The following is a 12959-nucleotide window of genomic DNA, read 5'->3' as shown; positions in this document are numbered from 1 at the left end:
CGGCTCAGCGTTGCAGGGTCAGCAGACCCGGGCGGTACGGCAGGAGGCCGTAGTCGACGCCGTCGGAGCTGGGGGAACGGCCCTGGTAGAGCAGTTGCAGGTTGCAGGCGTTCACGGTCATCGTCTGGTCCGCGCTGGTCCGCAGCAGCTCACCGTGGCTGATGTCGTTGGTCCAGGTGGCGCCGCTGTTGACCTTGCCGGCGAACGGGTTGCTCTGGGACGCGGCCTGCGGCGTCCACGTACCACCCAGGCTGGTGGCCGTGAAGCTGCGGAAGTAGCGGCCCGTCGAGCCGATCGCCTCGACGATCATCAGGTACTTGTTCAGGCCCTGGAGCTTGTAGACCTGGACGGCCTCGAACAGGTTGTTCGTGGTGTCGGTCATGATCGTCTGGTAGTTGGAGCCGAAGCTGCCGGGGAAGTTCCCGATCGGCATGCTCGCCCGGTAGATCTTGCCGTTGTCCCCGGCGAAGAACAGGTACATGTTCTGGTCGTCGCCGATGACCGCCTGGTCGATCGGCCCCGTCCCCGAACCCGTGATGCTGCCGCTGAACAGCGTCTGCGGCGACGACCAGCCGTTCGGGTTGGTCGGGTCACTCGAGGTCCGGTACGAGAACGCCGGGCCACCCCACTGGTACGCCAGCACCCAGATGTTGCGCGGCGCGAAGTAGAACAGCGACGGCGCGACAGTTCCCGAGTTCATCGCGTTCTGGCTGGCCGAGCCCATCTGGTTGTAGTTGCTGAACAGCCCGAAGTTCATCGAACCCCAGCTCGACCCGAAGTCGTGCGTGGTGGCGTAGACGAGCTGCTGGCCGTTGTACGGCGCGACGGTGAAGTCCTTCAACGACACCCAACCGGACCTCGGCTGCGCCAGAGGGCCCGTCGACGACCACCGGTACGTCGAGGGAAGGTCACAGGTGCCGGTGGGCGGCGGCGTGGTGGTGGGCGGGGTGCCCCCGTCAACACGGACGAGCTGCCACTGCTGGTTGGCGCCGTTCCAGTCGTCGTACTGCACGATGTTTCCACCGTCGGCGGTCGAGGCGCCCTGCACCTCCATGACCTTGTTGCTGTTCCGGTTGATCAACCGCACGTAGCCGCTGTCCGAATCGGCCAACCGGAACTGCTGGTTGGTCCCGTTGTTGTCGGACCACTGCACGATCGCCGCACCGTTGGCCGTCGAACGCTGATAGACGTCGAGCACCTTGCCCGACAGCCGCGACTTCAACCGGTAGTAGCCACCACCGGAGTCGACGAACTGCCACTGCTGCTGGTTGCCGTTGTTCCGGGCCCACTGCGTGATCCGGGCACCGTCGTTCGTGGCCAGGTTGTAGACGTCCAGGGCCTTGCCGCTGTTGCGGTTGACCAACACGTACCACGCGCTCGTGTCGACGGTCGCGGCGGCGGCGGGTGACTGCACCGCCGCCACGGCGACACCACCGACCATCACCGCCGCCGCACCGGCGGCGAGAAGCCGGGGCAGCCACCAGCGCCGCCGCGTGGGCGGCGGCGCGATCGATGGAGACCTATCTAGGGCAGACATGATCCTCCTCCAATGACCAAGAGCCGAACGGCCTGCCCGGAGCTGGGCCCACCGCGACGCGTGGCCGGGACCAGACATCCCAGCGTTAGCGTTAACAAGACGCCTGGATGCCCCAGCGCACGCCTGATTCGAGATCGACGAAGCAGGGCTTGCCCGGGAAGCCAGCTCCTCGTCGTCCTTAGGCATCGACTGTGAGCGATAACATGGCGTTCGTCAAGACGTAACGTGTTGGGAACATCGATGGCTGCCATCGCGTCGGGCGCGACGTGATCGCGCCGCGCCGAACACCCGCAGGCCACCACCCCCGCTCGACCGGCGGGTAACTTCCGGCTCCCTAGATCGTTGATCGCCCTGTGCGGCCAGCCCCCGACCGTGACCGTCACGGCGTCATCTCGGGATCGTCTCGACCTGACATGCGAGCGTCGGCAGAAGGCGCGGCGGGAACGGCGGACCGATGACGAGCACGGAGCCGACCGGGCCGCGACGTAGCCTCAGGTCGTCGAATCGGGCGACGCTCCTGGAGCTGTTCTTCGACGTCTTCTACGTCGCCATGTTCGCGCAGCTCTCCATGCAGTTCGCCGGGAATCCGAGCTGGGGTGGCCTGGGACAGACCCTCATCCTGCTGCTGGCCGCATGGTGGACCTGGTCGACGACGGTGAACGCCACCGAGTTCTACGACCCCCGGCTTCGGGCGATCCAGGCCGTGATCGCCGGAACGGTCTTCGGCGTGGCCCTGATGGCGGTCGCCGTACCGGCCGCCTACGGCGGGCGCGGGCTGCTCTTCGCCGGCGCGTACGTCGGCATCCACGTGCTCCGGGGGATCCTGCTGATCGTCGCGCTGCGCCCACGCCGTGCGCACGCCCGGGAGGAACGCGTCCTCTTCTGGTTCGTCCTGTCCGGGATCCTGTGGCTCACCGGCGGGTTCGCCGGACCGGCCTGGCGGACCGGCCTGTGGGCCGGCGCGATCGCCGTCGACTACCTGGCCGCCGGACTGCGCTACCCGACACCTCGACGAGGTCGGCAACCCATCACACGGTTGAGCACGCACTTCGGCGAGCGCTACCAGCAGATCGCCATTCTCGCCCTCGGCGAGCTGGCACTGATGTCCACGTTGATCTTCAGCCGCGCGACCTACACCCCGGCCCGTGCCGTCGCGTTCCTCACCGCGATCGTCACTGCACTGCTGTTCTGGCAGATCTACGTGTTACAGAGCAACAAGCTGGTCGACCGGTCGGCGCACCTGCGTCCGCACGCCTCGATCCTGTTGGCCCCGTATGTCTACGCCTTCGTCGTCACCGGCATCATCGCCACGTCCGGCGGTGTGGACCTCGCCCTCCACGACCCGCAGGGAACCACACCGGCGAGTTGGGTCGCTCTCCTAGCCGTCGGACCGGTCCTGTACGTGCTCGGCCGGATGAGCTCGGAGTACGTGCTCCTCGGCCAACTCCCGCCCACCCGCATGGCCTGGCTGGCGCTGCTGCTCGCCTCGACACCGCTGCTGACCATGCTGACCCCGGTGCTCGTCATGATCGTCACCGTGGCCGTCCTGGTCGGCATCACGATCACCGACGTGCGGCGGCTCCGACGCGCCGCCCTGGCGGACTAGCTCCCTGCCTCCCGCACGAGGGGCAGCCTCTCCGAACCGCCCTCCCGAGCGCCGGTGCGTCCGTACGACCGGAAAACGCCGGCGCGACGGGGAGTGGTCCCGGTGATGGCCGCGACCGGGTTCGGACGGAGGCGTCCTTCGCCGCCTCGACAATTCAGGCTTCAGCCGTAGACCTGCTTGGCGTGGGCTTGCCAGGCGCCGAGAGCCGCCGGGCGCACGTCGCGCCAGAATTCCTCGGGTGCCCCTTCCCGGATCAACGTCTGCATTTCCTCGCTCGCAGTATCAAGCACCATGCCCAGCGCCAGCGCGCCACGCTCCGGTGTCAGCTTCTCGGCGCTCGCGGCGACCGCCGCCTTCCACTCCTCGTCGGTCAGGTACTCGTCGATGAGTCGCAGGATCTGGGCTTCCTCGAGCGCAAGGTGCTCCCGTAGTGCCGGGTCCAACCGCTGCGCGATGTCGGCCAGGGTTTCGCGGTCGGCGGCGCCACCGGACTCCTTCCACCGCCCGGCGGTGGCGGCCAGGTTCAGCAGGTCGATGTGGAGGTGCTCATGCTGCGACTCCATCGTCACGACCAGCGGCTGAATTCGGTCGGGGCAGCGCTCGTGCAGCTTCGGCCAAACGTGGTCGTCTTCACTGGAGTGGTGCCCGGAGAGCAGGTCAGCCAAAAGAATGGTGTGCTCCCCGACCACCGAGGCTCGCGCCACGTCACCCGCCGCAACGCCACGGACGGTCTCCGGAAGCCGCCCGAAATGCAGGCGGAACGCATCGTGCGCACCCACCATGTCGCGACTGTCTGCCACTTTACTCTCCTCGTCTTCCATGACTTCTCTCACCTGCTGATGCAATCTGGGTGCAGCAGCAGACGGTTCTGAGACTGGCCGTACTCATTGGCGCGGACGCGAGCCGTCGCCTGTCGGCTGGCTGACGGCGGCGCGGCTGTGAATAAACGCGGCCCACGGTGATCGCCGCTGCTACTGCGCGATCGTGTCCAGCCAGGTGTATCGCAGGCGGGTCGCGCGTTCCACGCTGGCGGTTGCCGCACCGAGCCCGAGGGCGATGTTGGCGACCAGCGGTAGCTGGATCGGCGAGCTGAACGTCCCGAAACGCTCGACGACCGGAGGGATCCGCATCGCGATTTCGAGGAGTTGCGGGATCAGCAGCAGCGCTGATGCGGACAGGACCAGCAGAGACAGGACGCTGATCGTGCGGCTCAGCATGCGGTGGTCGCGGTGTAGTTTCGCGCGGCGGCCCTCTGCTGAACGCTGGTCGGGAATGAGCTGACGCTCGGGGCCGTCCTCGGGGATGAAGTGGCAGCGACGCAGACCGAACGCCGACGAGATCACCTCGATGCTGCCGCCTTCGATGGGAAAGACCGCTGGGAGTGTCGAGACCGCATGATGCCGGCTGTTGCGGTAGAGGTGGGCCTTACCCTTGCCGTCCGAGGTTGCTACGCGCTGCCAGTACGGCACATCGACCGCGTAATGCTCGCGCACGCTGCCCGCGCCGCTGGAATCCGCCGGGAGGTAGAACAGGGCACGTGAAAGGACTTGCCACCCGCGGAAGGGTTTCAGCGCGCGGCCACTGCCGGGCGTGATTTTGCCAGCGGCCTTATCGCGGCGTCGCCGGGTGAGCATCGGGTCTCCTCCAAGACGGTAAGACGTCTGATGGGCTTCGTGCGGCGACCACCGACGGGCAACGCTGCGATGGTCGGGCCGGTCTCCGCGGCCAGTGGGTGCTCAAGGCCGGTCGGGCGGGCGTTTCGCGTCGTGCTGCTGCAGGAGGGTGTCGAGTCGTTTGAGGACGCGTAGCTGGGCCGGGTTGTAGAGCTCGACGAGCGCATGGGCCATGGTGAGTCCGGCTGCTGTCGCTCCCAGCGGGGAGCTTTGCAGGGGATTGTTCAGCTGCGGGTATTCCCCGCGGAGCCGGACCGTGACCGGAACCATGCGCCGGGCCAGGTCTTCGACCGTGCCGTCGTCTGCCGTCGCGGGCAGACGATCGAGTTCGACGTCGGTCTCCTCCCGCCGGTACAGCACCTGACGGAACGCCTCCAACGTCGGTTCGTCGAAGACCGCCGCATACACCGACAGCAGCAGCCGCTGTGTCGATGACAGCTGCGCCGACAACGCCGCGAAACCTCGCGGGGTCACGGCCGGCGCATCGTGGTCCAGCACCTGCGCCAGCTCCGACCGGATCCGCGTCAAATGCTCGATGGTCACCTCGAGTTCCGCATGCAGCGCGCGGATTTCTGCAAGGCCGCCGGCGCCAGCACCGTCCATCGCGGCGATCTGCGGAAGACTGATCCCGAGCTCGCTCAACCTCTTGACCTGCAGCAGACGGATCAGATGCGACACCCCGTACCGCTTGTACCCGTTCGCCGCCCGCTCGGGCTCGGCCAGCAGCCCGACCTTGTGGTAGTGCCGCACGGTGCTCACCTTGGTGTGCGTGATCCGCGCCAGCTCTCGCATGCTCCATGCCATAACGAGCCTTCACCCCTTCGCCCTCGTCAGTTCCCGCGCCGCTGCGTTGAAGAGCCGGGTCTCAGCTCAACAGCAGCGGCACCAGATAAGCCAGCGACAAGGCCTCATAGATCGCGCCGATAACGAACAACGCCAGCACCGGCAGAGCGAGCCACCCGATCCGCTTCAGTCCGTGGACGTAACCCCGCCGCCGGTTGACCGCTCCGGCAGTCGAGGGCCGTATCCAAGACCTACCCAGCAGGTAGGCGCCGAGCAGCAGCAGCACGTACGCCTGGAACTCGATCACCATCGTCAAGGAGTGTGGGATCAGAGTCATCGTCGTGACATGATCCACCGGCGCCAGAGTGATACCGGTCTGCACCGCGAAGAACGCGAAGACCGCGACCCCCAGAAAGGGCACCACCAGCGACGGCAACAGGATCGCGGCCAGCGCGATCCGGCCGATGTTCACCACCATGATGGTCAGCGCGAACAACCACGGAGTACGTAGCAGTGACACGACCTGATCCGTCGTCCCGTCGTCCTCCATCGACCCCTTGAGTGCCGCGTTCAGATCAGGAACCACCGCTCCTACCACCAGACCGACTGCCAGCAGGCCGTAGGCCATGAGGCTCAGCCACAGGTAGGGACGCAGATTCTCGCGGATGATCCCGAGCGGGGTCCGGATCACGGGCATGGGGGACACTCCGTACGTTCGAAGTCGCCCGTATGGCGACCTTGCGCACCCATGAGAACGTGTGCGCTTAGCGCACGGTCAAGAGCAACTCGCAGTGGCTCCTGCTCACCGCTGGCGGCTGGCAGGCCGAACGCGAAGCAATCGGTGCCGGGTCCGACCCGCGCACGGCTGGCACCAACACACCCACCAGCGCAAGCAGGCAACCTTGCCGGGAGCCGCCTTACCGTTTCGTGGCCGAACCGGTTGCGGCTCTACCGGGCCGGTCGGCAGCACCACCATCGTGCGCAGTGGCGAGAGGAAGACCGGCACCCAGGCGACGGCCATGCCGACGGTGCCGCACCAGAGCGCGGCCCGCAGCGACACGTACTCCCCGACGAAGCCGGCGAGCACCGAACCGATCGGCAGTGCCCCGGAGAGGACGAAACGCATTGTGGCGTTCATCCGGCCCAACATCCGATCGGGAGTGATGGTCTGCCGGAAGCTGACCAGCAGGACGTTGTCGATCGACGCCTTCGCCATCATCAACAGGTACGCCACAGCGGCCGCCCACAGCCAGACACCCCGGTCGGCGAAGGGCAGCAGCAGGTAGACGGGCGCCACTGTCGTCGCGGCGACGATGAGGGTCCGCCCGTAGCCGAAGCGCAGCGCTAGTCGCCGGGCGGCCATCGTGCCCAGGACCGCGCCCACCCCGCCCACGGCGAAGAAGACGCCGACCAGTCCCTCCGGCAACCGCAACTCCCGGACGATCAGCAGCGGAACGATGACGACGATGACAGTGGAGGCCAGGTTCACCAGCGCCCCCGATGCGGCGACGGCACGCAGGGCGGGCTGTCCGGCGACGTACCGCAGGCCCTCACCGATCTCTCGCCACAGATGCCGGGGCCTGTCGGGTACGACAGGCGCCGGCTCCGGGCGGCGGATCGGGCAGAGGCAGAGAAACGACCACAGGTAGGTGAGCGCGTCGACGGCGATGGCCACGGGCGCGGTCAGTGCCTGGACGAGCGCACCGCCGGCCCCCCGGCCGACGATCCGGGAGACCGCCTCGGTACCGGCGAGGCGGGCGTTACCGGCCACCAGGTGCTCGCGTCCGACGACAGTCGGCAGATAGCTCTGCGCCGCCACGTCCGAGAAGACCCGGCCCGCGCCCACCAGGAAGGCGACGACGAAGAGTTGGGTCATCGTGAGGATCCCCCACCACCACGCCAGCGGCACCCAGGCCAGCAGCAGGAACCGGACGAGGTCGGCGGCGAGCAGGACGGGACGCCGACGCATCCGGTCGACCCACACACCGGCGGGCAGGCCGATCAACAGGAACGCCGCCGTGGTGGCGGCGTTCAGCAGGCCCACCTGCTCCGGGCCGGCCTGCAGGGCCACGATCGCCGCCAGGGGGAAGGCGATGTAGCTGATCTCGCTGCCGACTCGACTCACCGCCGTACTCGCGAAGAGCAGTTCGAAGTCCCGATTCGCCATGCGGAGAGCATGGTGCGACATCAGATCCAGCTGGATAGATTTAGACCACGCTAAATTCCAGGAGGGCGATGCTCACCATCGGGTTCTCGGCGTACGACCTCGCGGTGATGCGGTTCGCGTTCTCGCCGATGCAGGAGATCGTCGCCAGCGTCCGCGTGCTCAAGGATCCAGCGGCGCACGCCCTGCACGTGCCGTGGGTCAAACAGGTGGCACCTCGGGTGGCCGCGGCAGCGGGCGCCTTCGACCTGCTGTTCGCCCTGGTGCCGGTACCGAGCTGGTACATCCCCGACTTCGTCACACCACCCCCGACGACGCCGGTACCCGATCTGCAGACCGAGCTAGCGGATCTCCGCCGCATCGAACCGCAGCGGGTACGCACAGACCTGGACCGGTTGGCGACCTTGCGGGACCCGGCGCGGCAGAGCGCGACCAGCGGGTGGAACGAAACCAAGGCGCGCACCGACGATGCCGAGTTGCACGCCATGTGGACCGATCCGTCGGCGGGGCTGGATCGCCTCGCCCGGCAGATGAACGACTACTGGAGCCTGGCGGTCAGCGAGTACTGGCCGCGGTTGCGCAGCCTGCTGGAAGCCGACGTGGTGCACCGCGCCCGCCGCCTGGCCGACGGCGGCCCCACGAGCCTCTTCGCCGACCTGGCACCATCCGTGAGCTGGCAGGACGACCAGCTCACGATCGCTCATCCACGCTTCGTCGGGCATCGCCAACTGGACGGCGAGGGCCTGCTGCTCGTCCCGTCGGCGTTCGTCTGGCCGACCGTCTTCTCCAGCACGATGCCACCCTGGCAACCGACCCTGACCTACCCCGCCCGCGGCGTGGCGACACTGTGGGAGCAGCGGACCACAGCGGCCGCCCCCGCGCTGGAACGGGTGATCGGGCGCTCGCGCACCCGGCTGCTGCTGGAGCTGGACGCCCCGGCCTCCACCACGGAACTCGCCTACCGCACCGGCCTGACGCCGGGAGCCGTCTCGCAACACCTGGGCCTGCTGCGGTCGGCCGGCCTGGTGGGCGCGTCGCGCAGCGGCCGGCTGGTGCTGTACTTCAGAACCGACGCGAGCGACATGCTGCTGACCGAGGTTCGGGACTGACTGACACCATCCCATGACTGGCCCGTGGCCACCTCGATCAACCGGCGTTGGACGACGCGGCCTGAAAGGCGGCACCCGCCGTCTTCGCCGGACACCGTGGCTGACGCCGGGGCCGCACAGACGTCGGGAACTGGAAAAAGGCCGCAACCCCTGTTACAGCAGGTCACGGCCTTGATCGTTGGTGCGCCCGAAGGGACTCGAACCCCTAACCTTCTGATCCGTAGGAGGAAGGGTAACCCACCTTCCCCACCGAATACAAAGTCTCATAGCTCGTACTGTATTGCAAGCCCTTCGTCCACGCGGAGGGCTTTTTGTTTCGGCTGGTCCACGCGCTGCAGGCGACGGGCAGGGTGATGGGCTCGCCGCTGCCGGGCTCACCGTGCTGATTTCGACCCGCCCGTGCTCGACCGGTGCCGAACATCCGAGCACCATCGGAGCACCATGCGGGCCGCGATATCCCTCGGATCTGAGCGCCGAGGGTTCTGGCGATGTCGACAATTAGGTAGCACGCACGCTCCCCAATGACCGCCTTCATCTCCCGCTTCACTCGGACCGAGGCGGGACCGCTGGCGCCACCCACAGACCTTGGCGCGGTGATCCGCGCTTCGATGACAGCGGGAGCGGGCGGCCGAGTGCGGCGATGTTAGTCGTCTTCGGGGTCGGCGAACCGTAGTTCGGCCGCCGCCTCCGCCATGGCGGAGTCGTCGAAGTCCGGTAGCGCCCGTTCCGGCAGGTGCAGGTCGGCGTCCGGGTCGATGCCCTCTGAGCTGCCGATCAGGTCCAGTAGGAATTCCTCGGCACCGCGCAGCAGTACGGGGTCCTCCGTCCAGAAGCCGAACTCGAGGCTGCGTCGTGACGACGCCGTGAAGTTCGCTGACCCGATCCAGAGTCGCTTCGGGGTGAAGGCGGTGACGTCGGCCGGCCCGAAGTCGTCTTCGTCGTGTTCCCAGAGGCGGCCGAGTAGCGCCAGCTTGGCGTGGAGGATCGGTGGCATGGACCCGTTGGCGCCCACGCCCTTGCGGAAGCCGATCGTCCGCACGGTCGGGATCATCTCGTCGCCGGGCGGCAGCGACCACCCGGGTCCGATCATCGGGGGCTCACCGTCGACCAGTGAGGTCAGTTGCTCCAGCGGGGGGAAATAGCACACCGGGAGACCGGGCGCGCGGGTGTTGAGGTCGGCCAGGCGGCGAAGCTTGTAGGGCAGATCCGGCGGCTGCACCTTCTTGTCCCGGGCCTGCTTGCTGACCACCACGCAGGCAGCCTGCAGCCTGGCGAGTTCGTCGAGCAGTTCCGGGTCGTCCATCCACATCGCGCAGCCCAGCAACGTCGCCCCAGGCCCATGGTGTTGGTCCCACCGCTGCTGCCGGTGCTCTCGGAAGTCCCGGATTCCCTGTACCAGGCCAGCCAGCACGTCCCGACCGAAGAAGGCCTGATTTCCGGCCGGGCCGACGTCGAGCGCACGGTCGTACCACTGCCTGAATTCCGGCTGCGCTTCCTCGTCCCCCATGAAAGCAGGTTAGAACCTTCGCGCCTGCGGCCCGACCGCCGCCGGGTCAGGAGGCGTTGGCGGCGGTCTTCCGTGGCGTCGGTCAGCGGGTCTTCTTCGTCGCTCGCTTGCGAGGCGGGGTCAGCAGGTCGGCGATCGCGGCGATGGCGGACGGCACGAGCCGGTAGTAGGCCCAGACGCCGCGCTTGTCACGCTCGAGCAGGCCGGCCTCGGTGAGGATCCGCAGGTGGTGGCTAACGGTCGGCTGGGAGAGTCCGAGGGGCGCGGTGAGGTCACTGACCGACGCCTCTCCCTGCGGGGCCGACTGGATCAGGCTGAGCAGTCGCAGCCGGGCCGGGTCGGCGAACGCCTTCAGCACTCCCGCGAGCCGTTCGGCATCGGCGCGGTCGATCGGCTCGCCGGCGAGGGGCGAGATGGCGGGCGTCGCACTCTTCACAGTTCCCACGTCGTGCATCGTTGCAGCTGACACCGTCGATCGGCTGGTGAACGAGGGCAGGATCACCGTGAGTTCGTGTAGGCACCCACCGCTTCTGCCGTCTCGGCATGATGATCTATGGATCGAGGGAGGTGTCGTGCGTGCCCGGGTCGGGTGATGTGGTGGTCGTCGGGGGTGGGCAGGCGGGCCTGGCTGCCGGTTACTACCTGCGCAGCGCCGATCTGGATTACGTCATCCTCGACGCCCAGCCGCAGCCGGGTGGCGCGTGGCGGCATGGCTGAGAGTCGTTGCGGTTGTTCTCCCCAGCGGAGTACAGCCCGCTGCCGGGGTGGGGCATGCCGCGGCAGGAGGGTGAGGAGTTCCCGACCGCCGGGCACGTCGTGGACTATCTGCGGGGCCTACGAGCAGCGCTACGACCTTCCGGTGCTCCGGCCGGTCCGGGCTCAGAAGGTGCGGCGAGCCGGGGAGCGCCTGGCGGTGCAGACCGGCGCCGGGGAGTGGCTAGCCCGGGACGTCATTTCGGCCACCGGGACGTGGGAGTGCCCTACGTGCCCGACATCCCGGGGCCGTGCGGAGTTCGCCGGCCGGCAGCTGCACACGGTGCACCACACCTCGGGATCAGGGGCCACTGGTTCTACGTCATTTGCACGGGTTGAGCGTCCCCTGGATGAGTGGCCCGGACCTCGTTGCGCAGGGTCCGGACCGCTCCACATCCGCGCTGTGGTCAGGCTTGACTGCGGTGTTGTTGTGGGCAGCGCGGGATGCGGCGATCAGTGACGCGCCGAGGTTCGCCGCTTTCTGAGGGGTGAGCCGGATCGTCGTACGGTCCCAGAAGCCCGACAGCAGCGATGCGGCCAGGTTCCGGACCGCGTTGTGGTTCATCCCGTCGAGCTTGGTCATGTCGGTGGGGCGCTGTTCCGGGTTGTCGATGGCCAGCGTCACTGATGGCGGCTCGTCGTACCCGTCGGGAGAGTTGAACGCCTGAAGGTCGACCGTCGCCACCTTGATGTCGTTGGAACATTCGTGGTGCTGGCCGTACACGGCGGCCACGTGCCGGTCGTGCAGGCGGACGCCGTCTTCGGTAAGGCACTCCCCACCGCACCACACCGGGCACTGCGGCTCGGCCGGCTTGGCGGGTGGAAGCAGGTAGCCGGCGTGCGACCACATCGCGAAGTCCACCATCGCGTCCAGCACCTGCTCCTCGGTGCAGTTCAACCGCACAGCCTGCTCAGCGACGCTCAGACCCTGCTGGGTAAGTCGCTCGGCGACCACGCCGCGGAACACGCTGATCTTCTGCTCGGCCGTCAGGCCCTCGTCGTGGACCACCAGATCGGCCACGGTCTGGTCGAGGCTCGGCCGGTATGGCCTCGGCGCTGGACCGGCCAATCCGGCCTCGACCAGCTGGTTGTCCGTATCGCGCGCCATGGCCACAACTCGTCCGACCGCCGTCCGCACCTGCTCAGCCTCGTCCAGCGTGAGCCGCAACGCCGCCGTCGCGCCCTCGATCACGAACTTCACCACCGGCTCGACCGCGTCGGCGTGCTGCTCCAAGTCGACCTCCAGCCCCGGCGGCCGGTACGTCCCATCGCTGCACGACTCGCCGGCAGTACTCACTGAGCTGTGTAGCGACAACAGCACAGGCGGCGAGTCGTCTGGCCAGTGGATGCGATCCTCGAGATGGTCGCCGTCCTGGTGCGTCGCGACACACCAGGAAGGACACGCCCGCCTCAGCCAGTACGGCCGGTGCGTTCGGCGGGCTTCCATGACCGCCTTCCTAATGGAGGTGGCGAGGTAGCCGGCGTCGGCCAGACTGAGCGGATCCGGAGCGGACACGACCAACTCCGCTGGGGTGTTCTCCTCGGGCTGGTCAAGGTGCTCCAGTGAGAAGATCTCCACCGCCATTCCGCCGACCTCACCCTTATGGGTCTGCATCACCATCCGGGAGTGCCCCCGGGCCCGGTCGCCCGGACTACCCAACTCCTCCTCGGCGTGGACCTTGACACACCATGGCGGGCAACCGCCGAGGTGGGCCGTGATGTTCGAGCTCACGATCTGGTTCAACGGAACGACCATATCGATAGGTTCACACGTGGCTATTGTGGGAGGACGGACACCGTGTCCACCAAGCTGGCAGCGCGGTAACC

General features: G+C 67.7%; 12 protein-coding genes. 3 read left to right on the top strand and 9 right to left on the bottom strand.

What is annotated here, in order from left to right; translation table 11 throughout:
* Positions 1-4: 4 nt before the first annotated feature.
* Entirely contained in the window at positions 5-1537 is a 1533-nt protein-coding gene (locus O7617_RS13325; protein ID WP_282263839.1) for a non-reducing end alpha-L-arabinofuranosidase family hydrolase, read from the bottom strand.
* Between the two features lie 454 nt (positions 1538-1991).
* Between O7617_RS13325 and O7617_RS13320 the strand changes: the two genes are divergently transcribed.
* Complete coding sequence (locus O7617_RS13320; protein ID WP_282263838.1) at positions 1992-3143, top strand: low temperature requirement protein A; 1152 nt, start codon at positions 1992-1994, stop codon at positions 3141-3143.
* A 161-nt stretch (positions 3144-3304) separates the two neighbouring features.
* On the opposite strand, the gene O7617_RS13315 is transcribed toward O7617_RS13320, so the two are convergent.
* The 5 genes from O7617_RS13315 to O7617_RS13295 all read right to left on the bottom strand — a co-directional run bounded on the left by O7617_RS13315 (position 3305) and on the right by O7617_RS13295 (position 7766).
* A complete protein-coding gene (locus tag O7617_RS13315; protein ID WP_282263837.1) occupies positions 3305-3964 on the bottom strand; it encodes a hemerythrin domain-containing protein in 660 nt (219 codons plus the stop codon).
* 150 nt (positions 3965-4114) lie between these two features.
* The gene (locus O7617_RS13310; RefSeq protein ID WP_282263836.1) at positions 4115-4777 is read right to left on the bottom strand and encodes a hypothetical protein; all 663 of its coding nucleotides are present in this window, start codon (positions 4775-4777) and stop codon (positions 4115-4117) included.
* Positions 4778-4879: 102 nt separating this feature from the next.
* A complete protein-coding gene (locus O7617_RS13305) occupies positions 4880-5608 on the bottom strand; it encodes a MerR family transcriptional regulator (RefSeq protein ID WP_282263834.1) in 729 nt (242 codons plus the stop codon).
* A gap of 73 nt (positions 5609-5681) precedes the next feature.
* On the bottom strand, positions 5682-6296 hold the full coding sequence (locus O7617_RS13300; protein ID WP_282263833.1) for a hypothetical protein: 615 nt from the start codon (positions 6294-6296) through the stop codon (positions 5682-5684).
* Between the two features lie 105 nt (positions 6297-6401).
* On the bottom strand, positions 6402-7766 hold the full coding sequence (locus tag O7617_RS13295; RefSeq protein ID WP_282263832.1) for an MFS transporter: 1365 nt from the start codon (positions 7764-7766) through the stop codon (positions 6402-6404).
* A gap of 68 nt (positions 7767-7834) precedes the next feature.
* Between O7617_RS13295 and O7617_RS13290 the strand changes: the two genes are divergently transcribed.
* Entirely contained in the window at positions 7835-8872 is a 1038-nt protein-coding gene (locus tag O7617_RS13290) for a DUF5937 family protein (RefSeq protein WP_282263830.1), read from the top strand.
* Between the two features lie 643 nt (positions 8873-9515).
* Here the strand turns inward: O7617_RS13290 and O7617_RS13285 are convergent.
* Both O7617_RS13285 and O7617_RS13280 read right to left on the bottom strand, forming a co-directional pair.
* Entirely contained in the window at positions 9516-10379 is an 864-nt protein-coding gene (locus tag O7617_RS13285; RefSeq protein WP_282263828.1) for a hypothetical protein, read from the bottom strand.
* An 82-nt stretch (positions 10380-10461) separates the two neighbouring features.
* Positions 10462-10833 carry a metalloregulator ArsR/SmtB family transcription factor gene (locus O7617_RS13280; RefSeq protein ID WP_282263827.1) on the bottom strand — a complete coding sequence of 124 codons (372 nt, stop codon included), beginning with the start codon at positions 10831-10833 and terminating at the stop codon, positions 10462-10464.
* A 122-nt stretch (positions 10834-10955) separates the two neighbouring features.
* Between O7617_RS13280 and O7617_RS13275 the strand changes: the two genes are divergently transcribed.
* Positions 10956-11096, top strand: coding sequence for an FAD-dependent oxidoreductase (locus O7617_RS13275; protein ID WP_199172051.1), 141 nt, complete (start codon positions 10956-10958; stop codon positions 11094-11096).
* A gap of 358 nt (positions 11097-11454) precedes the next feature.
* Here the strand turns inward: O7617_RS13275 and O7617_RS13270 are convergent, their stop codons facing one another.
* Positions 11455-12753 carry a hypothetical protein gene (locus O7617_RS13270; RefSeq protein WP_282263825.1) on the bottom strand — a complete coding sequence of 433 codons (1299 nt, stop codon included), beginning with the start codon at positions 12751-12753 and terminating at the stop codon, positions 11455-11457.
* Between the last annotated feature and the right edge of the window lie 206 nt (positions 12754-12959).

The sequence above is a fragment of the Micromonospora sp. WMMD1155 genome (genome assembly GCF_029581275.1).
Taxonomy (GTDB): domain Bacteria; phylum Actinomycetota; class Actinomycetes; order Mycobacteriales; family Micromonosporaceae; genus Micromonospora.
This window is presented reverse-complemented; position numbering and strand designations above follow the sequence as displayed.